The following is a 22070-nucleotide window of genomic DNA, read 5'->3' on the forward strand; positions in this document are numbered from 1 at the left end:
ACTATCTCCCTAACAACTCAGCCAAATCTGTAATTACTTCTCTAACCTCTGACGGTTCGTTAACCTCATCTTCAGGGATAGAAATACGACCAGCCCCGTCATAGCCAATATTATCAATCCTAGCCATGTAAATCTCATAATCCCGATCAGCTTCGATAACTTCCTGACCAATTTCTAGCTGACTTTCTGTCGTCAAAGCTATCTCACGCTTTTCAAGAATAACCACGCTAGTCTTTACGCCAGCACCGTAGGGCATGAATGTTTCTTTTGGTAAACTAATAACTGCCTTCAAGCTTGCCCAGCGTAAAATCCAGTCTCTTACATTCTGCATTGAACTGTTTGCTAAAACTCCATCAGGTAAAACAATTACTAACTTTCCACTTGGTGCAAGATATTCCAAGCAACGATTTAAAAAAGCAACTTCCTGGGGAATACTTCTAACAATTTTACCATTTTTATTTGTCACCCCATCCCGTGCAGCAAAATCCTTCAAAACATTTTCATTTGTTAATTTAGAACCAAATGGAGGATTAGTTAAAATCATTGTCAGCCCTCCCAGATAAAACCCTGGACGTTCTGGAAGTCCCTCTGTAATTCCTCCTGTAATGCTACCCAATCGCTCCAGCGAATCCATTACCTTTAAATCCGCATATTGTGCGCCATTCATTAAAGTATTAACTCGCGCTACGTGCATCACATTTCGAGAATATTCAGCACCAAATAAATGATTATCTCGAAACTTGATAAACTCTTCTGTTGGTTCTTCAGGATTAATCCCTTCAGCACTACCACCATTATTTGCTATTGCTTTTGCATACTCCTGCTTACGCACATAATCCAAAACGTGGGTCAACATCCGCGCTGAACCGCAAGCAGGATCACCAACATAATCGTTTACTGTAGGTTGCAAAATTCCCACCATTAAATTAATTACAGGTGTAGGTGTGAAATATTGCCCCAAATCATCGCGGAAAGTCTTACTCAAAAAATCCTCAAACACCCCACCTTTGACATCTGCTGAAGATTTTCGCAAACTCCAAGGCTGTAAACGCTTGACGATTTCCATTGTCGTGTGAGGCTTGAATTGCAGCACATCAGCCTCATTAAAAGCCAAACGCACACCCAAATCATCACCAAATTTTTTCGCTATTGTTTCTCGTTCCCACTGCTTCGCTTTCTCAAAAGTGTCTCTTACCTGAACTAATAAACGTTCTGGGTCAGTTTCATTACTAACACTAAATACATAAGCCCGTGATTCTCCTGTTTGCTTTACCAAGTCAATTGTTGCCTGTTCGTCATACCACTTAGCAAACAAGAATTTAACCATTGCATCAACGGCTTCTTGTGGCTGCAAACCCTCATTATCTCTCAGAATAGAGTGACAACCAGATCGCGTATCTCCCAAAACCTCCCGAAACCTATCACGGGTTAGGGGCGTGAGTCCTGTTTGAATCCCATCTGGTTCACTGGGATTAAGGATTACAGTATAAAAACTGTGCTTTGCGGCTTCACGGGAGCTTTCATACTTCTGTAAATCACCAATTATTTCTAACTTGCGTGGATATTCAAGGTCACGACGATAAATTACTGTATGTTTACCACTGGTTAAAATCGCATAACGGGCAGATGGTGAAGCACTCATGTAAGCATTGAGTCGGTTAAGATGATCAACCCAACCTTCGCCCTCAGTCCCGCCAACTTTTTTACTTGGTTCCATAGCCTCCACCATAATGAAGGCTACATCCAAATTACCTACAGAATCAGCATAACGGTCATCGTAAACTACAAGGTCTGCCCTTCCTTGATAGCGTCGCCCACCTTGATGAGTTCCCTCGGCAAAATCCGAATTTAGTTCTAGTTCCATTGCCTCTAGTGGAACACCGTACTCTTCTACTAAAATCTGAAGCGCCCACATCGTCACAGGGTCTTCTGCTGGACGCACATAAGAACCATCAGCTTTAAATAACTTCCGTAGATTTATATCCTGGCGATACTTCTCTGGTATGTTAGCCGGATTTTGGTAAGGATTAGTGAAATCGGAGAAAGGCATGAAGTTATTGCTATGGGAGACAGACTACACAGTAGATAAATGATATGCGATCGCGGGCGATCGCGCTTTCTGTATTAAAAAGCGAAGACAAGCTATTTAGTCATAACTGCGATCGCTACGATCTGCTGCCCTACACAGAGAAGACATCGCTTTTGAGTTAATATAGGCATAAAACTAAGTAATTGTTGATTTATTATGCTATATCAACCAATTTCAACAATTTTACCCAAAATACGCGAAAGCTTAAAACAACTCTATGGAGAACAATTAGACAAACTAATTTTATTTGGTTCACAAGCCAGAGGAACAGCACAACCAGACTCAGATATTGATATTTTAATTGTATTAAAAGATGTCTTTAACTATTCTCAAGAAAGTGAAAAAATAAGTCAAACTATTGCTGATTTATGTTTAGAATATAATGTTTTAATTAGTTGTGCTTTTGCTACTAGTGAACAACTAGAAAATTATAATAGTGGTTTCTTTCGTAATGTCAGGCAAGATGGGTTATTAATATGACCCCTGAACAACAAAAACTCTTAGAAAAAGCGGAGAGAAGTTTACAAGCAGCAGAAGAACTCAACCAAAAAGGTTTTGCTGAATTTGCAGCATCTCGTGGCTATTACGCAATGTTTTATATCGCTACCGCTTTTTTAGAAGGGGAAGGACTGGCTTACTCTAAACATTCAGCCGTAATTGCTGCTTTTGGAGAAAGATTTGCACGTCCACAACGAGTTCCTCGTGAATTTCATCGTTATTTAATTGATGCAGAAAGAACTCGTTTACGCGGTGACTATAATACTGATCCTAATATTACTCAAGCTGATGCGGATCAGATTATTCAGAGAACTATCGAAATTCTTAATTTTGCCAAAGCAAATATTGACTCTCTATCCCCTTGAACAAGCACAAAAATAGCTTTATCATTGCGATCGCACCCCTAATCTATAATTTTACCGGCTTTTTTAGGTAAATTTTTGATTTAACCGGGAGTATCACAACGCACATTCCGCGCCCCCAAATGTCAAAAAAGACTCCTAAGCGAAAAAAATAGGGGATTGCCAATTTAATTAAATCAACCTAACGAGGAAGACGAAATCCCCAAAAAGCTGTTACTTAATAACTAGTGACTTTTTGCCAAACATGATTTTGATAGCAGACGAATTGTGATGAATACAGCTAATTTTCCGTGGCTGACGACGATTATTCTGTTGCCGATAGCCGCTTCACTACTGATTCCCATCATCCCGGATAAAGAAGGCAAAACAGTGCGCTGGTACTCCCTTGTCGTAGGGCTGATCGATTTTGCACTCATTGTTTATGCCTTTTATACTGGGTATGATTTCTCCAATCCAGATTTGCAGTTGGTGGAGAGTTACCCCTGGGTACCCCAACTAGATTTGAATTGGTCAGTAGGGGCAGATGGCTTATCTATGCCCCTAATTATTTTGACTGGATTCATTACCACGCTGGCGATATTAGCAGCTTGGCCTGTCACCTTCAAGCCGAAGCTATTTTACTTCTTGATTTTGGCGATGTATGGCGGTCAAATAGCCGTGTTCGCCGTCCAGGATATGCTGTTATTTTTCCTGGTGTGGGAACTGGAACTAGTACCGATATACTTCCTGCTGTCGATTTGGGGAGGCAAAAGACGGCAGTATGCAGCGACTAAATTCATTTTATACACAGCAGGCGGTTCGCTGTTTATTTTGCTGTCTGCCCTGACAATGGGATTTTACGGCGATACGGTGACGTTTGACATGCGATCGCTCGCCTTAAAAGACTTTGCCCTCAATTTCCAACTTGCCGTCTATGCTGGCTTCCTGATTGCCTACGCCGTCAAGTTGCCGATTATCCCCTTGCACACCTGGCTACCTGATGCCCACGGTGAAGCAACAGCACCTGTACACATGCTACTAGCAGGTATTCTCTTGAAAATGGGCGGTTACGCCTTAATTCGGATGAATGCCCAAATGCTCCCCGATGCCCACGCTTATTTTGCACCAGTTTTGGTGGTTTTGGGGGTAGTTAATATCATCTACGCAGCCTTAACATCCTTTGCCCAGCGCAACCTGAAGCGAAAAATTGCCTACTCCTCAATTTCTCACATGGGCTTTGTGATGATTGGTATTGCCTCCTTCACTGATTTGGGATTGAGTGGGGCAGTGTTACAAATGGTTTCCCACGGCTTAATTGGGGCGAGTTTGTTCTTCCTGGTTGGCGCAACTTACGATCGCACCCACACCCTGATGTTGGATGAAATGGGCGGTGTTGCGAAGAGAATGCCGAAAATTTTCGCCATGTTCACTACCTGTTCGATGGCTTCTTTGGCATTGCCTGGGATGAGCGGTTTTGTGGCAGAATTAATGGTATTTGTCGGCTTTGCTACTAGCGATGCTTATAGCTCTACCTTCAAAGTTATCGTGGTGTTCTTGATGGCAGTGGGAGTGATTTTAACTCCGATTTATCTGCTGTCGATGTTGCGAGAAATTTTCTACGGTAAAGAGAACGAGGAATTAGTTTCTCACCAAGCTTTGATAGATGCCGAACCCCGTGAAGTATTTATCATTGCCTGTTTGTTAATTCCAATTATTGGTATTGGTTTCTATCCAAAATTGCTGACTCAAATGTATGACGCGACAACTGTACAATTGACAGCAAGATTGCGTGATTCCGTGCCGACATTAGCACAGCAAAAAGACGACGCACTAAAGGTTTCTTTGAGTGCGCCGGAAATTGGTAATTAAGTTGCGATCGCTACTTTAGTTTAGTTTAAATATTGATTGCTTTGAGGGCAGGTTATGTACCTGCCCTTTTTGTTACTCACTCGTAATTTTTTATTTGGTAATGTAATAAATAAATCATTGAGCTGATTGATTTGTTTGCAACCAGTTCAGCAAATCTTCCATAGCAGTGAAATCTAACAAAGCTTCGCCAAGGTTTTCTAATTGATTTAAAGAAAGAGATTGGATGCGCTCTTGCAATTGTGGTGATAATTCTCCCACTCGTCTTTGTAGTAACCTTAAAATAAGCTGTTGTTCACCTTCCTTTTTACCTTCTTGTTTACCTTCTTGTTTGCCTTCTTGTTTTCCGCGCTCGTAGCCGATGCGCTCACCTGTAGTTATATATCTCATAGTCCGCTCCTGCTCAAATTGTTTAAACTCTTCCCAAAACTGATTTTCCAATGCTTTTGGTAATATCATAACCCAATCGATAAATCGATATAGATTGCGAATATCCTGCTCTTCTAAACCTAAATCATATAGTCTGCGAATTAAGCTAAATTTCCATATTTTGCGTTGTTCGGGTGATGAGCGTGTCTGTTGTGTTTTCAAATGCGCCATGACGACAGTTGCAAATGGATTATCGCTATTTTCTAACTCGTGGAAGCGATTTTCGTAATCCAAAAGTTTAATACTGCCAAATTCAAAAGTTAAGCGAGTATTGGGATAATTGTAGCTGTAATTGCTTGGTCGCCATTCGCGGTTTGGATCACAGAGAATTGCAAGGCTTATTGCTGGCCGATCAAAGCGGTCAAATATGCGAAAATTGTAGGTAAACATCCGCTTAGGAAAATTATCTTCTTTTTGTCCCTGAATTTCAACATGGATTAATAACCACAGTTCTTCCCCTTGCGTTTGCCAGACTTTGACTAATTGATCGGCATATCGCTTACCTTGTTCAGCTTCACGAGCTATTTGTTGAAATTCTTTATCCAGAAATTCATAGGGACGTTCCCAATCAATTAATGCAGAAGTTTCTGGAAAAAAGAAATGCATTGCTTGGGGAAAATAAGCTTCTATAATTTCTTTCCAAGGGCTATCAAAATCAGCGCGTTCGCTAACATTATTCATGAATTGATTGCAGATGATAAATTTGCAAAATTATTAACATTGAGTTTCGCTTTGCTCAACTATAGCATTCATAAATCCTGCGTTCAAAGCTGTGCCAACATTAGCAAAAAAAACGAGCATCAAAGGTCTTTTGAATGCGATCCAAATTGCTAATTAGATAGCGATCGCTATTTTAGTTGAAATATTTATTGCATTGAGGGCGTGTTTGTACCGGCCTTTTTTGGTACGCTTTTGGAGCAGTACATACCAAAAGAAAAATATTTCGCGCTTTTTTGCTATTGTCAGTTAGAGATTCTGGTAATCAATATCGAAAAACCATGAATTTAATGTAAAATTTTGTTTGCAATCACAAGTCTGTGAATACTGAGAAAGATCCACAGGCGATGTCTACAACGGGCTACGCCTAGACAAAAAATGGTTCTTTATTCTTGCCCTGCGATCGCACATCAATAGATTACGTACAATCTATCTAGAATCAAATTTGGCAAAACCGCTCATGTTAAACTACAATCCACTGCATTGTTTGCCATCTTCCGAAGAATTACCTGACTCAGATGATACTGCTGTGGATAATGAACTCCAAAATTTAATTCCCGGCTTGCTGAAAACGACACTGGCTTTAGCTTGGTGCGATCGCTGGGATTGGTTCTTTGGTGTTGATATGGGTATTTATTCTCACCCAGACAAACCAGCCATTGTCCCTGATGGGTTTCTCAGCTTAGGAGTTAAACGCTTCATTGATGAGGACTTGCGCCTAAGTTATGTACTATGGGAAGAAAAGAAGCAGCCAATTTTAGCACTAGAAGTTGTTTCCCAAATATATCGGGAAGAATATACCACCAAAAAAGAATTCTATGCCAAAGAATTAGGGATTTTGTACTACGTTGTATATAGTCCGCTTCGGCGTAAAAAGACACCTTTAGAGGTGTATCACCTAGTTGATGGGGAATATATCTTAATGTCAGGAAATCCCGTTTGGCTGCCGGAGATTGGTTTAGGAATTGGACGAGAACGGGGAATTTATCAAGGTATTGTGCGGGAGTGGCTGTACTGGTATGACGAAGAAGGGCAAAAATTGCTGACACCAGAAGAACGCATTAGAGAAGCGGAAGAACGCACAGCTTTTGAAGAACAGCGACGGGTGGAAGCAGAACAACAGGTGAAAATGTTAATTGAAAAATTGAATGCGCTTGGTATTGATCCAGAAAGTTTGTTATAGATTCAGCAGATTTTGTAATTTTCGCTGCCTTAGTGTTAATTAGCTTCTTGGCTGGGGAATTATATCTATGAAGCAACTAATAGCTGGACGGTAAAAATCGTCATAGCTTGTTGCTCAATAAATATATTTACCAAAACCTTCATCAAAAATATGGAAGTTAAATTAGGATTTGGAGCAGTCCCAAAACCTCAATATGTCTTTGTCAGCAAAGAATCCGATCACTGTTGGTATATGCTTGCTGAAGATGAAAAACGTATCGCAATTTATGAAAGAGCCTTGACTGGGTTAATTACAGGGATAGAAGTTAATAAAAAGGTTGAAAATACATTCGGAGAAGTTATCAGAACAGATTTAAATGTTTTGGCAGACAAACCCTATATTATCCGTTCAGGAAGTGATACCTATTTTTGTAAAGGTTTATTGCTGTCTTTAGATATTCTTACTTTTGAACAACTGCGTCATCCACTTACTATTGCCGTTAGTCCTGGAGATAAAAAAGTAGTATTCTGTAATATTTACGATCCAGTAACTTATCGCTCTATAGGTGTTAGTTGGGATGGACATAGAGAATTAGACTGGCAAGCTTTAGGACAAAGAGTAAGTTTAAAAATTAATAATATTCATAATTTTAATCAAGATAAAAATCAATCTCAATCAGAAGCAAATGACAATATAAAAACGCCTGAACCGCGTGATGTTTTTATAGCTAAAACTGACACATATTTAGCTCAATTAAATTGGACTCCAGAGCAGGGAAGGGAGTATTTACAGCAGAAATATGGCAAGCGATCGCGTCTACAACTCACTGATACAGAAATTCTGGATTTCATTGATTATCTGAGGCTACAACTAACCCAAAACTGCTCAACTTAGGTGCTGTTATGTGAACTTGGGATAATTGCGATCGCTTTTAGTCCAAATCTTCTTCGGTAAGTCCAGCATCTTTCATAATGCTTTTCAAAGTTCCAATCGGTAAATCTCGATTACTATGAACCGGAACGGAGAGGATAACATCAACACCTTCTTTTACGTAAATATGATGACTGCCAGTAATCCGTTTCAATTGCCAACCCTGCCGTTCCAAAATTTTACAAAGTGCTTTACCTGAAACCGCTTTCATAGCGATATTTCAACCAACTGTTTCTCCGGGTCAAGTTCTTCTCGTTCGCTAGCAACTTCCAACCAACCTTGAACTGCATCTTGCAGCATCTCTAACAAATGTTCATAGCTGTCTCCCCAAGTGTGGCATCCTGGTAGGGCAGGTACAGAAGCACACCACACACCGTCTTCTTGCCAGATAACTGCTTTAATTTTCATTACCAATCATCTCCACAAGATTGCGACTTAATATTCTAGCGTCAAGCCGAGTGCTGCATCTACGCCCGTCGTAGACATCGCTTGTTTGCTGCACTGAGGTTATTGTTAAAGACATCCAATTTAGTATTGTATTAGGTTGACTTCGCCTCAGACGCTGGATAAGCTTTATGTGCTTCTGCGTAAATCTTTAATGCCACAGCCATCTGCTGTTCGGCAGTCTCTCCCTGCTCTTTGAACCAAGCAAAAGTTTCAGGATCTACCTTAACTGTTATTGTTACAGGTGACTTGGGCATTCGCAATTGTGCTTTAGCAAAAAATTCTTCTGACAAGGGTGGAATATCTGAGGTGTCGATGTCTTCGTCATTCATTGCATCGACTCTAACCCAATCGGTTCTTGAGGTATTGTTCATAGCTTTTTCGTTCGTGAGACAGTGCCTTTCTTAATGAGATGATCCGAACCATTTCTTCACCTGGCTCGGTGTAAATAACTACTACAATTCGTCCATCAAGTAGTCCAATACCGAGATACCGTTCCTCTCCATAGTCCTCTCGTTCATCTAGGTAGACAAGCATGGGTAGATTAAACACGCGGAAAGCATCAGCAAAGTCCAAACCATGCTTTGTAATGTTGCTTTGGTTTTTACGCTCATCCCACTCAAACTTCATGGACTCAATATACCAGTGATACCCGGAAAATCAACTGCTTTAATTTTCATCACCAATCATCTCTACAAGGTTGCGACTGATTATTCTAGCGTCAAGTGGAGTGCGATCGCTTGTCCATTGCATTCAGGTATTAGCCTCCCACCGATGCGATCGCACTCAACACAAAAATGATTGACAACTGCATTCATCGCAGTATCAAATTTATACCTTCTGAATGTTTATTAGTTGGTATCTCAGGGAAAGATAAGTATAAGGTGATGCCTTGATTTTATGTTTGACCCGTAGACGAGTACTAACCAAATACTAATCACAATCAGGAGTATTTCATGATTCCACTGATTTTGGGCGCTGCTGCTTTGGCTACTGGAGCCTTCGGAGCGCTAAAAGGTGCTGAAGGCATTGGCAATATGAATCAGGCAAAAGAAATTGGTGAACAAGCTCAACAGAAATACGAAAGTAGCTTGCAAAACTTAAAAGCAACCTGGGAAATTACCAACCAGTCAGCAGAAACCTATGGTCAAATGCAACTTCGTATTAAGCAGAGTACAATTTCAAACTTTATAGCTTTTATTGAGAGAATTGGTCAGCGAGCTTCCCAAAACAATCTGGACATTCTAACTGGATTAGACATCTCTACTCAACAAATTCAGGAGTACAAAACAGAAGTTATCAAAGCTGAACAGTGGGTAAAAGGTGGTGTATCAGCAGCCGTTGCAGCCTCAGCAGCAGGTTCTGGTGCAGTTACCTTAGCAAAGAGTGTAGGTACTGTTACTGTTTCCAAGTTCTTTGGATTGTGGGCTAGTGAAGTTGCTATCTCACAAGTTGGTGGTGCTGCTGCTTGGACTGGAGCCATAACTTGGTTAGGTGGTGGTACTAGTATGGCGGTTGGTGGCGCTGTATTGGGAGGTATTACACTCGGCCCGGCGTTCATGGTTGGGGGTTTTCAACTTGCTGGTAAGGGTGAGGAAGCTTTGACTAAAGCGCGAGAGTATGAAGCTAATGTCAATGTAGAGATTGCCAATATTGAAGCAGCTCAAGACTTTCTATTACAGGTTAAACGGCGAACAGTAGAACTGGCTAATTTAGTGTGTAATTTAAACAACCGTGCTAAATCTGCACTTCAAGAGCTTGAAGCCCAACCTTTTAATCGCGATCGCGATGCTAGGAAGTTTCAAGAAGTAGCACTTCTGGTAAAAGCGCTTGCAGAAATCATGAAAACTCCTATTTTAGACAGTGAAGGGTATCTGAATCCTGCTTGCACGACTATCCAAGCAAAGTATCGTACTTTGGGAGCAAATTAAGCATGTCAGTACACAAAATAGCTACTTTTGCACTCGCAAACTTAAATCCTGCTGAATGCTTACAGCAAATGGTTTCAGCTTGCACCGATTACCTGAAGGTTGCCGAACAGGAAAAGACAAAGAGACGAGAGATTGAAGCTTGGGAAAACGAAACAATCACCAAGATTAACGCCCAGCGAGAGTTGCTGATGGCGTATCTAGATCGCTCTTTTGATGAACGTGCAGAAAACTTTCGCGCTTTGTTTGCTGTCGTTGATAATGCGATCGCATCCGGCAATAATGAACAACTAGCCCTTACCTTAAACTCAATCACAGAAATAGCTAAATCTAGCCCCTTCAAAGACCTTGCAAATTTAGCTTCTGTTCGCGCCGCCCTGGATGATCCAGATCACGAATGGAAATTTTGATTTTATAACAGCGCGATCGCTCTCCCAAAACTTTCTAAAAAGCCTGCCTACGTAGGCTTTTTTCATGTACTACAAAACTTCCAGGCTAGAGGGGCTCTGAGATCATAGCGATCGCCACTATAATCAAGTTGCATTGCAAAATATTGCAATATAATATATTGCAAGACAACTTTCACAAGACGATGAGCAAAGAAAATATTACGTTTCGGATAGATAGCGATCAGAAGGCTGCACTTGATGCGATCGCAGCAGGAATGAATCGCGATCGCAGCCACATACTTAATGAGGCGGTAGCCACTTATCTAAAGATGTATCACTGGCAAACCGAGGAAATTCAAAAGGGGATTGCTGAAGCGAATAGTGGAGACTTTGCCGATGATGAAGAAGTAAAAGCGACTTTTGCAAGACTCACTAATGTATGTTAAGTGGCTGCGTAATGCGCTTCATACCATGCAGTCACAAATAAGGTTATCAAATATCTCTTGCTTCTGGTAGCCAGTTTTCATCTAATACTAACTCTACAGAATATGGGTACTCTTCTGGAAACACGGATACAAGTATTCCCGTTTGCTTGGCTGCTTGCCGACGTGCCCTTTGATAACTTTCCTCAAGTTGCTCTGTAGGATAACTCTTAAGACTAGGACTATCTTTTATTGCTAACTCAATTTGGGTGCGAGAATCAGTGATGGAATCGAGCCAACTATCTGAGCGACGCTGGGGTTGATATTGCCACTTCAGCAGATGCAAGAGTAAGCGAGTTAGTTGACTGGCAATAGCCCGCCTTTCACTTTTGCCCAAGCCTTCAACCTCTTCAATCAAATGTTCTACATCAACTTCATGCCAGTGATGCGATCGCAATAGTTGGGCTGTCTGCTCAATCCACAAATTAAAATCTGCTTTATAAGTTGCGCTCATAGCCGTTCTCGATCTTACGGAAGCCAAAATATCCTTATTTTCCAATACGCTCAAGTTCCTCTCGCAATACTCGCCTTAATGTCTCTTCTAACGGTTCACGGCGCTGCTGAATGTACTCACGCAAGGCATCGTTAATCAAAGTTTGGTAATTTCCCCCACCTGCTGCGTGAACTTGGTCACGAAACCATGCTAGTACTTCATCATCTAGGCGAATTGTAATTCGAGTTTTGCCTGTTGGTGTTGATTCAATTGCTCCCCGCTTGCCCTGGCTAAAATCATACTCAGCTTCCATAGTTTTTAAATCTAATACAGTGTCAAAACTCCCAAATTTGGATTTTTGTCAAAAGCTTGGATATCCTCTAAATGCGATCGCAAAATCTCTTCAATCTGTCTGGTTGAACAATTGCCATAACGAATCCAAATCACTTTCGGAGGAAATCCTCGCAAAATGCTCAACTCATTAAAATCAGCATCTCTCGTTACAACAGTAAATCCATTTTGTCGGGCATACTCCCAAACAGTTAGATCATCTGCTTGATCTAAGCCTATAAGAAAAAGATGCTGAGAGTTTGGGTAAATATCAGCCAGTCGATCAACTAATCGAGGTGATAAGTTATGGTCAAACAATAACTTCATGCTTGCATTGTCAGCATTTGCCGTTCTCGATCAGCTGCATAGCTTAGGCAAGCTAAAATATCCTCTTGTGTCAAATAAGGAAAGTCATCAAGCAATTCCTCGTAGGTCATGCCAGAGGCAAGATAAGATAAAACATCGTATACAGTAATTCGCATTCCTCGAATACAAGGCTTACCACCTCGTTTTCCTGGTTCGATTGTAATAATGTTTTGATACTGCACAGCTATTCAACCCTCAAAAATCTTCATCGTCAACAAAAAATTCCGCATCGTCTTCTAATCGAGAATTACCCTGCCCAATACCAGCAAGTCCCCACAGAGGTTGCAGCAGTGCCATGCCAATTAACCCTGCACAGGCACTAAAAGCCAGCACTAAACCCATTGGTATTTGAATCGATTGGAATGTTAAGAATTTTAACGATACGGGTGTGGCATTTTGGACTGAAATAATTGCGATCGCAATTACCCAAACCGCTACAACTAAAGATGTCAAAAAAGGAGCGAGAGTTTTCATATTTTGATTGAAGTGAGAAGTTAGGAGTTATATTTTGCTCAAAATTAAAAACCAAGGAGTTAAGAATAATTATTTTACAATTCTTAACTCCTAATTAATAACTCTTAACTCCGACAAATTAAGCTGCTACTGCCTCTAGTTTAGCAATGGCAATCTCTAACTCTTGGGCGATTTGAGTGAGTTTTTCGGGAGTGTTGGTTTCTAGATAGACGCGCACCAGTGGTTCTGTACCGGAAGGACGCAGTAAAACCCAGCTACCTTCTTCTAAATACAGCTTAATACCGTCTTTACGTCCTACTTCCTTGACTTTAATTCCTGCTACCTCTGTAGGTGGATTTTTGGTAAAGGAGTCGATGACGGCGGTTTTGTGCGCCTCTGTGAGGTGCAAGTCTAGGCGGTTGTTATAAAGTGGGCCGTCGGCTTCGGCGATCGCTTCTTTAACCATCTGACTTAAAGGTTTACCTTCATAAGCGATCGCTTCTGCCACCAACATATCGGCTAAAATGCCGTCTTTTTCGGGGATATGCCCAATAATACTCAAACCACCTGATTCTTCTCCACCGATTAATACGGCAGTTTCGCGCATTTTTTCGCCGATGTATTTAAAACCAACTGCTGTCTCATAAATTTGCAGCCCATTTTTAGCAGCGAAATTATCCAGCAGGTGGGTTGTCGCCACAGTGCGGACTATAGCGCCTGTTTTACCTTTGTTTTTGAGCAAATGACGCGCTAGAACTAACAGCACAGTATTGGGAGTCAGGACAGTTCCTCGTTCATCAACGATGCCAAAGCGATCGCTATCTCCATCCGTCGCCAAACCCAAATCAGCGCGATCGCGAACCACTGCTTCCACTAACTCAACTAATTGTTCTCCTTTGGGTTCTGGCATCCCACCCCCAAATAAAACATCTCTCCAATCGTGGAAACTTTCTAACTGAACGCCGCTATGTTGCAAAACTTCATCTAAATAGCCGCGAGAGGTAGAATACAAAGCATCGTACTTTACTTTTAAATTTGCGCTTTTAATCTTTTCTACATCAAGTAGGGTGTAGATAAATTGCAGATAATCTGGTTTTGGATCGAAAATTGAAATTGAACCTGATGGGTTGCTTCCGGGCAACTTATCCGATGCACTTTCTATATTTGCCACAATAGTATCAGTAATCTCTGGAGTGGCAGGCCCAGCATAATCGGGTATATATTTAATTCCACAGTAAGGTGATGGATTATGACTAGCAGTAAACATTAACGCCCCTGCGGAATTTAAGTAACGGGCGTTGTAGGCAATTACTGGTGTAGGGCAATCCCGAACAGTAATTTTCACAATCCAACCCAAGTCTGCCAGTACTTGGGCCGCTGTTTGGGCAAACTGTTCAGCTAAAAAGCGAGTATCGTAGGCAATAAGTACTGGTTTGCTTTTTGTGTACGCTGTCTCCAAGTAAGTGGCGATCGCCCTTGTTACTTTCCGTACATTGGGAAAAGTAAAATCATCGGCAATAATCCCTCGCCATCCATCGGTGCCAAATTTAATCTTGCTGGACATTTTGCCACTTGCTTCCGTACATTATCAGTACTATAAAAGCTTTCCGTAAACCTTGTGTAGCAGCAAGTATCCTCCGAAGTTATTCTCTAAGCAAGCCTTAGTTTAAACTTCTCCCCACCGTATTTTCTCTCACTGTTTCTGAGCAATGTCAACCCCCGATCGACCTTTTGCCAGTTATCACCTTTGGTCTCTAGTTGCCCCAGCGATCGGGCAAGAACGCTGGCATTGCCAGATGAGACGGGGGTTTATCAAAGCACGGCAACACGAACCACAAGTCAAGGCGCTTCTAGGGCAAGCCACCGCACCCCAGAGGATTGGCATACTCGCCCAAAAAGGCATTTATGAGTTTCATCATCACAGGTATCTGTTGAAGCAAGCAGATGGTGTAGAAAGAGTTGCACAGCTACTTAAATTAAGCAACTCAAGCGTTCAAGTTCAGCAACGAGTGCTGCAAATCCTGAAAAAATATCACGATGCGCCGTTGCTTTTGGATAAAGATATTATCCAATTGACTCCGGGTGATGAAGGCTTTCCTAAACCGATAGTAGTTGAACAAGAAGATTATTGCTTTCGCTTATATGCGGCTATGGACTGCGTTTTTATCGAGTCTGATAGCACTTTACATATTTTAGATTTCAAAACTGGTAAGTCGGCTTTTGACCGACGACAGGCATTAGTTTATTTGGTGGCTGCTCGTTATCTTTACCCTGGACGGAAAGCTGTTGCATCATTTTATAATTTGGAAATATGTAAAAAGTCTGAGTTAATTAGCATCAATAATAGTGAATTAGAATACTTAAAATTCGAGTTAGCTAATATTGCCCACAAGCACCAGCACGATTTACAAAAATATCAAGCAGAAACTACTAATTTTAGTAAGATTTTCCCCCCCAATCCTGGCTCTCACTGCCGCTTTTGTCCATTTAACTCAATTTGTGAATTTGCTGATTTTAAGCAACATCACTCGTATCCACTGCCAAGTTTAAGAATTAATAGTTAGTTTATTTACCTGTCTCTTTTTCTTCAATTATAAAAAACGTTACTAAATTCTCGTAATTTTACTGACATCACTCTTGATTCCTGTCAGACAAACTAGATGCAAACTGCACCTATTTTATTTTAGATTTTCAGGACTCAAGACTAATGCGATTAAAGATAAATAAATCTATTTTTATATCAAAAATAATTTGGAATTTCCTTTTAATTTTAATAATTAAAGGTATTTTACCTCAATCTACATATACATTGCTGCCATCTTTAGACTCGGAATTAGCTACTACTGCTGAGGCTGCCGAAATAACGGTAACTAGCACAAACACACTTATAAAAGCTACTAATTCATCTGTAGAAGATGCTGCTAGTAATACAGCTATTGAGAAAATGCACTTACCTGAAATTGCTAATGTTTATATTTGGAATATTGGTCAAAATAAACAGGATAAAAATAAAGCTAAGGAAATATATTGTTCTTTTTATCCACTTAATTTAGTTTGTGGCCCACAAGGTCAATCTTCAGTTCTTTATAATTACAAATTTCACCAAACAGTACATTACAGAAGGTCTGGTTATCCCGACAAATTTGTAACTCATCATTATCGAAGTTGGCGATCTGTACCAGGGGCAATTAGAAGTTTAGTTCAATATCAAGATATTCAATTTGGTGGTGGTTATCCTCCTTCTAGTGATTATGTAACCTGGATTCGTTTAAATGATGGAGATGGTAATCATCAAACTCGTGGGGTCGTTTATGAATATTCAACTGGCGACACCATGACATGGGATGATTATGCAAATTATTCTAACAATAATGTTGAGGGAGAATGGATTAGCGATGTGGTTCGTGCTGATATACTGCCAGATAATTCATCCCCTCGTGATAGAAAAGATTGACCTGAATAAAAGCACGATATAGTTGTTCAATTACTAAATCTTCACCAAATTAGAGGTTGCTAGCATGAAAGAGCTTTTTACGCTTCTCCAAAAGATTAAAGAAAATCCAGTTATGTACATAGATAAGCCATCAATTACCTGTCTTGATTTCTTTGTAGGTGGGTATTTAGGTCAACTAAGTGACTTAGGATCAACTCCTGAAGGCGACCCAATGGAAGGATTTGACGAGTGGATGCAAGAAATAGCAGAAACTAATTTAATTAAATCTTGGGCTAGAATAATTCTGTTTCTTTTTCCTGGTGAAAGAAATGCCTTCTATAAATTTTTTGAACTTTTTGAAAAGTTCATAGAACAGAAAGATAATTCAGGAATTCAAGGAAGTGAAGACGTTTTAAGGCTTCGTCGGGATTTGATGTTTCCTCGGTTTGATATTTACAAGGAGATTCTAGGCGCTATAAAGAAAAGACCAGGAATGTATTTAGGGACTAGTTCAATTACTAGACTTGATATGGTTCTGCGAGGATATAGTCTGGCTCGAAGAGAAGTTGGCGTACCTCCAACTGAGCCAGAAAAGGAATTTGAAGGTTTTCAATCATGGGTTGAAGAGAAATACGGAATTAACTCAGGTCAGTCATGGTCTAAAATAATTCTTTTCTACACTGTAGACGAGCATGAGGCACTACATAAATTTTTTGAATTGTTTGAAGAATACTTGAATAGAAATAAGAGTTTAGAACTAGACGAAAATTGTGGTTAAGCAGAGAGTATTAAAGTGGATTAGCTTACGGCATAACGCACCCTAGTCCCTAAATTAAATTGGAGTAATCAATATGATGAATCTTTCTACGCTTCTCCAAAACATTAAAGAAAATCCAGTTATCTACATAGATAAGCCATCAATTACTTGCCTTAGTTCCTTTGTAAGCGGCTGGTATTTTAGTCGAATAGAGCATTTCGGATTAAATCCACAAGGCTACCCAATGCAAGGATTTAACGAGTGGATGCAAGAAAGAGCAAAAATTACAGTTTCACGATCATGGAATGAGATAATTCTGTTTCTTTGTTGGACTGAGAGAAATGCCTTCTACAGATTTTTTGAAGAGTATGAGCAGTTTCTAAAACACAAAGATGATTCCAAAATTCAAGAAAGTGAAGAAGAAGCTAGCCCTACTAGAGATAATTCAAAGGTTCGTAAATTTGATATTTACGACGAGATTCTAAAGGGCATAAAGAAAAGGCCGGGTATGTACTTAAGAATTAATCCAATCACTGAACTAGATATGCTTTTGCGAGGATATAGTCTGGCTCGAAGAGAAGTTGGTATACCTCCAAGCGAGCCAGAAAAGGAATTTGAAGGTTTTCAATCATGGGTTGAAGAAAAATATGGAATTGACTCAGGTCAGTCATGGTCTAAAATAATTCTTTTCTATTCTGTAGACGAGTACGAAGCACTACAGAAATTTTTTGAATTGTTTGAAGAATACTTGAATAGAAATAAGAGTTTAGAACTAGACGAAAATTGTGGTTAAGGAGTGAGTATTAAAGTGCATTAGCTTATAATTTGGAAATTTGTAAAAAATCTGAGTTAATTACTATTAATAATAGTGAATTAGAATCCTTAAAATTTGAGTTGGCGAATATTGCCCACAAGCACCAGCACGATTTGCAAAAATATCAGGAAGAGACTAGTCATTTCAGTAAAATATTCCCTCCAAATCCTGGCTCTCACTGCCGTTTTTGCCCATTTAACTCCATCTGTGAGTTTGCCGATTTTAAGCAGCATCAATCGTATCCATTGCCCAGTTTAAGAGTTAATATCAGGCGTTAGAAATTTGACGTTGTTGAATGAGGGGAATGCGAATGATAAACTCAGTACCAACTCCTGGTTGCGAAATACATTCTAAAGAACCGCCATGTCTTTCTGTGACAATTTGGTGACTAATAGCCAGCCCCATACCTGTACCTTTTCCAACTGGCTTGGTCGTAAAAAAGGGATTAAATAGTTGCTTTTTAGCATCTTCTGGTATTCCGAGTCCGTTGTCGGCAATGCGAATTGTGATTTGATTTGGTGTTAGTAATTGGGTGCGAATATAAATTCGGGGATTATCCGTTTTTAGTCGTTTTTTTGTTGTCCACCGAGATGTAACCATCGAATCTTCTAAAGCATCGATCGCATTCACTAAAATATTCATAAATACTTGGTTTAGCTGCCCAGCATAACATTCAACCAAGGGGAGGTTGCCATATTCTTTGATTACCTCAATTTTCGGGCGCTGGTCAGTAGCCTTGAAGCGGCTTTGGATAATCATCATCGTACTATCAATTCCCTCATGGATATCAACCCGTTTCATTTCAGCTTCATCTACGCGTGAAAAAGTCCGCAGGGAAAGCACAATCTCTCGAATCCGCTCTGCTCCCATCATCATCGATTGGAATAATTTGGGTAAGTCTGACCTTAAGAAGTCTAGTTCAATTAGATTTGTAAACTCGTGAATTGCCTTGACTGGTTGGGGATAATGTTTTTGGTAGAGTTCTAACAGTGAAAATAAACTTTTAGTGTATTCATCAGCTGGGCTAATATTGCCGTAAATAAAGCTAACTGGGTTGTTGATTTCATGTGCCACACCTGCAACTAGTTGGCCCAAACTGGACATTTTTTCGCTTTGAATTAACTGAGATTGGGTATTTTGTAGTTTGGATAATGCTGTTTCTAATTCTTGTGTTTGCTGTCGGAGGTCTGCTTCCGCTTGTTTAAGCACAGCATTACTACGGCGCAGAGCAGCTTCTACCTGCTTTTGCTGTGTTAAATCACGAATAATCCCGACTAAGAAACGATTACCTAAATCATCCTTAAATAAATATTTTTTGGTCAGGATACAGTGTGTTGCGCCATCGGAATCTGTAAATAATTCCTCGTTTTCATGAGTTACCCCTGTAGTGAAAACAACTTCATCTTTTTCCCAAAACACATCAGCTTCTGCTTTGGAAAAAACATCATAGTCAGACTTACCAATTAATTCTTCTCGGCTATACCCGATGAAATTACAAAAGGCATCATTAAGTAGTATCCACTGATGTTGGTCGTTTTTAAGAAAAATGGGGTCAGATATACCATTGATCATCCGCAGCAGAAAAGCCAGCGAGAAGTTTTGCTGCTGCGTATATTGTTTGTCAGAGAAGTCATTCAGAGATTTCCAATCATTCATACCCTTAGTCTGAATCTAAAATGTTGTTTTCATGGTTGATGAATAGGAAAAACCACTAAATCAACATAGCCTAAAAAGCAGATAAAAACCTCAGCGATCATATCGCTGAGGCTTTAAAAGACTGGCTCAATAATCCTGAAAAACAGGAGCTAATTAAAAAGCATAATTTGGGTAAAATAAATCGAAGGAATTCAAAAGGGCGGCAATTCTTTAAGAATTGTGAATCGGATATGATTTATCGCTAAATCACCGATGGGGATATCTTCTTTGGTTAGCCGTTCACCTTGACTTGTCACAGTTTCAAAGGTGATACCTTTGCCAATTTCAATGTGATACCAGCATAAGCCCATAAAAAAGCGCGTTGGATAAGGGCCGCCTTCACCTACATCGTCAGGATTTGATTCCATTGGCAACCAGCCAAAATTCGGGACGTAGAACTCCAGCCAAACATGATTAAAGTCGGGTTGTAGCGGTACTCCTAGTAAGTCACTATGGGGAGGGCATTTGTATCTGCCTACGGTACGGCAGGGGATGCCATTTAAACGGCATAGGGCAAGTAAGACACCGACATATTCGCCACAAGAACCAACACCCCGTTCTAAAACTGTATCTGGTGTATCAATGTAAGGTTTAATACCGTAGGATAACTCATCGTAGACGTAGTTGCGGATGCTGTACATTTTCCGCAGAACATTGGTTTCAGAACCAATTGCTTCTCTAGCGGCCCGGCGAACAATGGTAGTATCCATTGCTAGATCATCGTCATCCACTAAGTAGCGCATTTGTAATTCTGAGGAAAGGTCGGGAACGTCTTCTACATCTCTGGGTGTGATGCGATACTTAATGCCTCGAACTTCCAAAAGTGCTTTCCAGCCAAATATATGCCGCTCTCCTGGGGCAAGAGATTCAAATTTAAAGACTGCTACACGTTGCCCTTCTATCACTTCTTCGGTAAAGGGTATACCAATTGGTTCAACGTGTTTTACCTTTTGACGCTCAGTTTCCGATGGTAAGGCAATGCGCCATTCGACATCAGGTAAATAAACCTCGTCTAAGGGTGCAATTTCTTCGGCATAAGACATTTCAATGAGATAGCCGTTAGAGAGGGCGTAGCGCTTATCTGGTTCGTAATGATAATACAGGGGATGAATAAAAGTGCGATCGCGGAATGTCAACTCATGACTCGGATCGGCATTGGGATTATCCCGAATGTAAGCTTCCTCTGAGGCATAAGCGACGTAGATACTTTCTTCGCCTGTTTCGCCATTTTTATGGATTGCAATGCCTGTAGGACATTCAAAGGGCGTTAGGACACTAAATTGGAGTTCTCCTGTGGCCCTATCCATCGCGTAAACGGATTGTTCGGTGCGATCGCAAATCCATAGCATTTCCTGATTTACTGCCAAATTCTCTATCCCAACTCCAGGGGCATAAAATCTGGTAATCTCTTTTCGGCTTTCGCGGTCATAAATTAGAATGTAACCTAGCCTTTGGCAGGTGATATAAACTGTTGTTTCCCAAACAGCAACGCCATCAGCCGGATAAGGCAATGTCACAAAATGCTCCAGACCCAAAGCATTGAGGTTGCACAAGTAGACACTATTTTCGCGGCTTACCCAAAGGGTATCTTCCCATACTGCTAAACCAGTGACATCAATAAATTCTTTAACTTGATGGGGATTCAGAATTTTACTGTTGTCGGAGGTGAGATCGATCTCCAGTAGATGCCCTTTAATACTGTCAATGGCAATGAGTCTATCTTTAATGAAAGTAATGCCACATAAGGAAGCAGCAGTAAGCGGTCGAATTGTTTTTTGCCCAAACATCTGGCTAACGGTCGTGGGGAGTGCAAAACTCATATTAAGCATATTTATTGAATGGTTTAGCACGCCTGAGTAATTCAAAATTCTAATTCGGCTAGAAAAGTTTGCTAAATTGGAAAACCCTAATAGCACTCCAGTTTGCTTAAGCGGTAAAATACACGAGGGAATGGCTCAACTTTCCGCGAAATAAAAAATGAATAAATCCAATCGTGCCATGCATCCTGGCTATTGACTACTGGATGTAAATGAAAGGAATAGCAGCCTAAAAGTAATTGTGGCATATCCTCTGTAACAAAGCTTCAAAGAAGAGGCAGGGGAAAGCTGCGAAGCAGAGCAGAACATGGGTCTGAGTTCTCCATAACAAGGGTCGTGGCTCTTGTTATGGTGGGGTCTCATTTTTTTCCATCCCCCTCGGTTCCTGCTCCCTGCTCCTTTGCCTTTTTTTCTAAGCTCTATTACTCACAATTATCGGTAAAATGTGTTCCGATCGACTCTTTCGTGAGAAAGAATACTGTGTCAATATAAGATAAATTTACAAATGTTAAGAATTAAATAATAGCGGTTCTCGTTTACTTGAGGGACACCCGTAAGGGCACGGCAGTGGCTGCCCCTACACCTCGCAATATAATCTTGTACCGCATCTGAATGGGAACTGCTATGTATTCATTTAACTGGGCATTTAACTGGGCGATCGCCTTAATGTAACTTTAAAAGATGTAAAAGATGGAAT

26 protein-coding genes and 1 pseudogene are annotated in these 22070 nt (G+C 40.5%); 13 read left to right on the forward strand and 14 right to left on the reverse strand.

Translation table 11 applies throughout. The annotated features are described in order from the left end of the window. Window position 1 precedes the first annotated feature (1 nt). Entirely contained in the window at window positions 2-2050 is a 2049-nt protein-coding gene (locus tag VB732_RS09930) for a restriction endonuclease subunit M (RefSeq protein ID WP_323230659.1), read from the reverse strand. A gap of 195 nt (window positions 2051-2245) precedes the next feature. Between VB732_RS09930 and VB732_RS09935 the strand changes: the two genes are divergently transcribed. The 3 genes from VB732_RS09935 to VB732_RS09945 all read left to right on the forward strand — a co-directional run bounded on the left by VB732_RS09935 (window position 2246) and on the right by VB732_RS09945 (window position 4797). Further along, the gene (locus VB732_RS09935; RefSeq protein WP_323230660.1) at window positions 2246-2569 is read left to right on the forward strand and encodes a nucleotidyltransferase domain-containing protein; all 324 of its coding nucleotides are present in this window, start codon (window positions 2246-2248) and stop codon (window positions 2567-2569) included. Then, the gene (locus tag VB732_RS09940; protein WP_323230661.1) at window positions 2566-2952 is read left to right on the forward strand and encodes a HEPN domain-containing protein; all 387 of its coding nucleotides are present in this window, start codon (window positions 2566-2568) and stop codon (window positions 2950-2952) included. The genes VB732_RS09935 and VB732_RS09940 overlap by 4 nt, the downstream gene beginning before the upstream one ends. Before the next feature lie 267 nt (window positions 2953-3219). Continuing rightward, a complete protein-coding gene (locus VB732_RS09945) occupies window positions 3220-4797 on the forward strand; it encodes an NAD(P)H-quinone oxidoreductase subunit 4 (RefSeq protein WP_323230662.1) in 1578 nt (525 codons plus the stop codon). A gap of 114 nt (window positions 4798-4911) precedes the next feature. On the opposite strand, the gene VB732_RS09950 is transcribed toward VB732_RS09945, so the two are convergent. After that, window positions 4912-5904 carry a DUF4351 domain-containing protein gene (locus tag VB732_RS09950; RefSeq protein WP_323230663.1) on the reverse strand — a complete coding sequence of 331 codons (993 nt, stop codon included), beginning with the start codon at window positions 5902-5904 and terminating at the stop codon, window positions 4912-4914. Window positions 5905-6400: 496 nt separating this feature from the next. Here VB732_RS09950 and VB732_RS09955 point away from each other — a divergent pair, with 496 nt between their 5' ends. Both VB732_RS09955 and VB732_RS09960 read left to right on the forward strand, forming a co-directional pair. Further along, window positions 6401-7123 (forward strand): Uma2 family endonuclease, encoded by a 723-nt coding sequence (locus VB732_RS09955; protein ID WP_323230664.1) that lies wholly within the window; start codon window positions 6401-6403, stop codon window positions 7121-7123. Between the two features lie 150 nt (window positions 7124-7273). Beyond that, the gene (locus tag VB732_RS09960) at window positions 7274-7996 is read left to right on the forward strand and encodes a hypothetical protein (RefSeq protein ID WP_323230665.1); all 723 of its coding nucleotides are present in this window, start codon (window positions 7274-7276) and stop codon (window positions 7994-7996) included. 37 nt (window positions 7997-8033) lie between these two features. Here VB732_RS09960 and VB732_RS09965 read toward each other — a convergent pair whose 3' ends face one another. From VB732_RS09965 to VB732_RS09980, 4 genes are all read right to left on the reverse strand, one after another. Beyond that, window positions 8034-8243 carry a type II toxin-antitoxin system HicA family toxin gene (locus VB732_RS09965; RefSeq protein WP_323230666.1) on the reverse strand — a complete coding sequence of 70 codons (210 nt, stop codon included), beginning with the start codon at window positions 8241-8243 and terminating at the stop codon, window positions 8034-8036. Further along, window positions 8240-8440: a type II toxin-antitoxin system HicB family antitoxin gene (locus VB732_RS09970; protein ID WP_323230667.1), complete on the reverse strand. Its 201-nt coding sequence runs from the start codon at window positions 8438-8440 to the stop codon at window positions 8240-8242. The genes VB732_RS09965 and VB732_RS09970 overlap by 4 nt, the downstream gene beginning before the upstream one ends. Before the next feature lie 131 nt (window positions 8441-8571). Beyond that, window positions 8572-8850, reverse strand: coding sequence for a hypothetical protein (locus VB732_RS09975; RefSeq protein WP_323230668.1), 279 nt, complete (start codon window positions 8848-8850; stop codon window positions 8572-8574). Beyond that, window positions 8819-9106 carry a BrnT family toxin gene (locus VB732_RS09980; protein ID WP_323230669.1) on the reverse strand — a complete coding sequence of 96 codons (288 nt, stop codon included), beginning with the start codon at window positions 9104-9106 and terminating at the stop codon, window positions 8819-8821. The genes VB732_RS09975 and VB732_RS09980 overlap by 32 nt, the downstream gene beginning before the upstream one ends. Before the next feature lie 326 nt (window positions 9107-9432). Between VB732_RS09980 and VB732_RS09985 the strand changes: the two genes are divergently transcribed. The 3 genes from VB732_RS09985 to VB732_RS09995 all read left to right on the forward strand — a co-directional run bounded on the left by VB732_RS09985 (window position 9433) and on the right by VB732_RS09995 (window position 11239). Continuing rightward, window positions 9433-10407, forward strand: a complete 975-nt coding sequence (locus VB732_RS09985) for a hypothetical protein (RefSeq protein WP_323230670.1) — start codon at window positions 9433-9435, stop codon at window positions 10405-10407. 2 nt (window positions 10408-10409) lie between these two features. Beyond that, window positions 10410-10814 carry a hypothetical protein gene (locus tag VB732_RS09990; protein WP_323230671.1) on the forward strand — a complete coding sequence of 135 codons (405 nt, stop codon included), beginning with the start codon at window positions 10410-10412 and terminating at the stop codon, window positions 10812-10814. A gap of 182 nt (window positions 10815-10996) precedes the next feature. Beyond that, window positions 10997-11239, forward strand: coding sequence for a CopG family ribbon-helix-helix protein (locus VB732_RS09995; RefSeq protein ID WP_323230672.1), 243 nt, complete (start codon window positions 10997-10999; stop codon window positions 11237-11239). Between the two features lie 46 nt (window positions 11240-11285). Here VB732_RS09995 and VB732_RS10000 read toward each other — a convergent pair whose 3' ends face one another. From VB732_RS10000 to VB732_RS10025, 6 genes are all read right to left on the reverse strand, one after another. Further along, complete coding sequence (locus tag VB732_RS10000; RefSeq protein ID WP_323230673.1) at window positions 11286-11729, reverse strand: DUF29 domain-containing protein; 444 nt, start codon at window positions 11727-11729, stop codon at window positions 11286-11288. 34 nt (window positions 11730-11763) lie between these two features. Continuing rightward, window positions 11764-12021 (reverse strand): BrnA antitoxin family protein, encoded by a 258-nt coding sequence (locus VB732_RS10005; protein WP_100901828.1) that lies wholly within the window; start codon window positions 12019-12021, stop codon window positions 11764-11766. An 11-nt stretch (window positions 12022-12032) separates the two neighbouring features. Next, entirely contained in the window at window positions 12033-12365 is a 333-nt protein-coding gene (locus tag VB732_RS10010; RefSeq protein WP_323230674.1) for a DUF5615 family PIN-like protein, read from the reverse strand. Continuing rightward, on the reverse strand, window positions 12362-12586 hold the full coding sequence (locus VB732_RS10015; RefSeq protein WP_012412401.1) for a DUF433 domain-containing protein: 225 nt from the start codon (window positions 12584-12586) through the stop codon (window positions 12362-12364). The genes VB732_RS10010 and VB732_RS10015 overlap by 4 nt, the downstream gene beginning before the upstream one ends. A 13-nt stretch (window positions 12587-12599) precedes the next feature. Beyond that, window positions 12600-12878, reverse strand: a complete 279-nt coding sequence (locus tag VB732_RS10020; protein WP_323230675.1) for a LapA family protein — start codon at window positions 12876-12878, stop codon at window positions 12600-12602. 118 nt (window positions 12879-12996) lie between these two features. Beyond that, the gene (locus VB732_RS10025) at window positions 12997-14421 is read right to left on the reverse strand and encodes a phosphoglucomutase/phosphomannomutase family protein (RefSeq protein WP_323230676.1); all 1425 of its coding nucleotides are present in this window, start codon (window positions 14419-14421) and stop codon (window positions 12997-12999) included. A gap of 145 nt (window positions 14422-14566) precedes the next feature. On the opposite strand from VB732_RS10025, the gene VB732_RS10030 reads away from it, so the two are divergent. The 5 genes and pseudogenes from VB732_RS10030 to VB732_RS10050 form a co-directional block, all read left to right on the forward strand. Continuing rightward, window positions 14567-15421: a PD-(D/E)XK nuclease family protein gene (locus VB732_RS10030; protein ID WP_323230677.1), complete on the forward strand. Its 855-nt coding sequence runs from the start codon at window positions 14567-14569 to the stop codon at window positions 15419-15421. A gap of 143 nt (window positions 15422-15564) precedes the next feature. Continuing rightward, window positions 15565-16311 carry a hypothetical protein gene (locus tag VB732_RS10035; RefSeq protein ID WP_323230678.1) on the forward strand — a complete coding sequence of 249 codons (747 nt, stop codon included), beginning with the start codon at window positions 15565-15567 and terminating at the stop codon, window positions 16309-16311. 64 nt (window positions 16312-16375) lie between these two features. After that, window positions 16376-17068 carry a hypothetical protein gene (locus tag VB732_RS10040; protein ID WP_323230680.1) on the forward strand — a complete coding sequence of 231 codons (693 nt, stop codon included), beginning with the start codon at window positions 16376-16378 and terminating at the stop codon, window positions 17066-17068. 73 nt (window positions 17069-17141) lie between these two features. Then, complete coding sequence (locus tag VB732_RS10045) at window positions 17142-17840, forward strand: hypothetical protein (protein ID WP_323230681.1); 699 nt, start codon at window positions 17142-17144, stop codon at window positions 17838-17840. 26 nt (window positions 17841-17866) lie between these two features. Continuing rightward, window positions 17867-18139, forward strand: a pseudogene (locus tag VB732_RS10050) (hypothetical protein); the annotation flags it as partial. On the opposite strand, the gene VB732_RS10055 reads toward VB732_RS10050, so the two are convergent. Next, window positions 18129-19517, reverse strand: coding sequence for a PAS domain-containing sensor histidine kinase (locus tag VB732_RS10055; protein WP_323230682.1), 1389 nt, complete (start codon window positions 19515-19517; stop codon window positions 18129-18131). The pseudogene VB732_RS10050 and the gene VB732_RS10055 sit on opposite strands and share 11 nt — an antisense overlap. A 191-nt stretch (window positions 19518-19708) precedes the next feature. Next, window positions 19709-21376 carry a transglutaminase family protein gene (locus VB732_RS10060; protein ID WP_323230684.1) on the reverse strand — a complete coding sequence of 556 codons (1668 nt, stop codon included), beginning with the start codon at window positions 21374-21376 and terminating at the stop codon, window positions 19709-19711. Window positions 21377-22070: the final 694 nt, after the last annotated feature.

This window comes from Nostoc sp. UHCC 0252 (assembly GCF_034931145.1).
GTDB lineage: Bacteria > Cyanobacteriota > Cyanobacteriia > Cyanobacteriales > Nostocaceae > Nostoc.

Excerpts from the sequence above, each read along its gene's own strand:
- VB732_RS09985 (WP_323230670.1), top strand. The coding sequence starts at position 9,433 with ATGATTCCACTGATTTTGGGCGCTGCTGCTTTGGCTACTGGAGCCTTC.
- VB732_RS10055 (WP_323230682.1), bottom strand. The coding sequence starts at position 19,517 with ATGAATGATTGGAAATCTCTGAATGACTTCTCTGACAAACAATATACG.
- VB732_RS09955 (WP_323230664.1), top strand. The coding sequence starts at position 6,401 with ATGTTAAACTACAATCCACTGCATTGTTTGCCATCTTCCGAAGAATTA.
- VB732_RS09990 (WP_323230671.1), top strand. The coding sequence starts at position 10,410 with ATGTCAGTACACAAAATAGCTACTTTTGCACTCGCAAACTTAAATCCT.
- VB732_RS09935 (WP_323230660.1), top strand. The coding sequence starts at position 2,246 with ATGCTATATCAACCAATTTCAACAATTTTACCCAAAATACGCGAAAGC.
- VB732_RS09995 (WP_323230672.1), top strand. The coding sequence starts at position 10,997 with ATGAGCAAAGAAAATATTACGTTTCGGATAGATAGCGATCAGAAGGCT.
- VB732_RS09950 (WP_323230663.1), bottom strand. The coding sequence starts at position 5,904 with ATGAATAATGTTAGCGAACGCGCTGATTTTGATAGCCCTTGGAAAGAA.
- VB732_RS10045 (WP_323230681.1), top strand. The coding sequence starts at position 17,142 with ATGATGAATCTTTCTACGCTTCTCCAAAACATTAAAGAAAATCCAGTT.
- VB732_RS09940 (WP_323230661.1), top strand. The coding sequence starts at position 2,566 with ATGACCCCTGAACAACAAAAACTCTTAGAAAAAGCGGAGAGAAGTTTA.
- VB732_RS09970 (WP_323230667.1), bottom strand. The coding sequence starts at position 8,440 with ATGAAAATTAAAGCAGTTATCTGGCAAGAAGACGGTGTGTGGTGTGCT.
- VB732_RS10040 (WP_323230680.1), top strand. The coding sequence starts at position 16,376 with ATGAAAGAGCTTTTTACGCTTCTCCAAAAGATTAAAGAAAATCCAGTT.
- VB732_RS10010 (WP_323230674.1), bottom strand. The coding sequence starts at position 12,365 with ATGAAGTTATTGTTTGACCATAACTTATCACCTCGATTAGTTGATCGA.
- VB732_RS10030 (WP_323230677.1), top strand. The coding sequence starts at position 14,567 with ATGTCAACCCCCGATCGACCTTTTGCCAGTTATCACCTTTGGTCTCTA.
- VB732_RS10035 (WP_323230678.1), top strand. The coding sequence starts at position 15,565 with ATGCGATTAAAGATAAATAAATCTATTTTTATATCAAAAATAATTTGG.
- VB732_RS10005 (WP_100901828.1), bottom strand. The coding sequence starts at position 12,021 with ATGGAAGCTGAGTATGATTTTAGCCAGGGCAAGCGGGGAGCAATTGAA.
- VB732_RS10060 (WP_323230684.1), bottom strand. The coding sequence starts at position 21,376 with ATGAGTTTTGCACTCCCCACGACCGTTAGCCAGATGTTTGGGCAAAAA.
- VB732_RS09975 (WP_323230668.1), bottom strand. The coding sequence starts at position 8,850 with ATGAACAATACCTCAAGAACCGATTGGGTTAGAGTCGATGCAATGAAT.
- VB732_RS10000 (WP_323230673.1), bottom strand. The coding sequence starts at position 11,729 with ATGAGCGCAACTTATAAAGCAGATTTTAATTTGTGGATTGAGCAGACA.
- VB732_RS09980 (WP_323230669.1), bottom strand. The coding sequence starts at position 9,106 with ATGAAGTTTGAGTGGGATGAGCGTAAAAACCAAAGCAACATTACAAAG.
- VB732_RS09945 (WP_323230662.1), top strand. The coding sequence starts at position 3,220 with ATGAATACAGCTAATTTTCCGTGGCTGACGACGATTATTCTGTTGCCG.
- VB732_RS10025 (WP_323230676.1), bottom strand. The coding sequence starts at position 14,421 with ATGTCCAGCAAGATTAAATTTGGCACCGATGGATGGCGAGGGATTATT.
- VB732_RS10020 (WP_323230675.1), bottom strand. The coding sequence starts at position 12,878 with ATGAAAACTCTCGCTCCTTTTTTGACATCTTTAGTTGTAGCGGTTTGG.
- VB732_RS09930 (WP_323230659.1), bottom strand. The coding sequence starts at position 2,050 with ATGCCTTTCTCCGATTTCACTAATCCTTACCAAAATCCGGCTAACATA.
- VB732_RS09965 (WP_323230666.1), bottom strand. The coding sequence starts at position 8,243 with ATGAAAGCGGTTTCAGGTAAAGCACTTTGTAAAATTTTGGAACGGCAG.
- VB732_RS09960 (WP_323230665.1), top strand. The coding sequence starts at position 7,274 with ATGGAAGTTAAATTAGGATTTGGAGCAGTCCCAAAACCTCAATATGTC.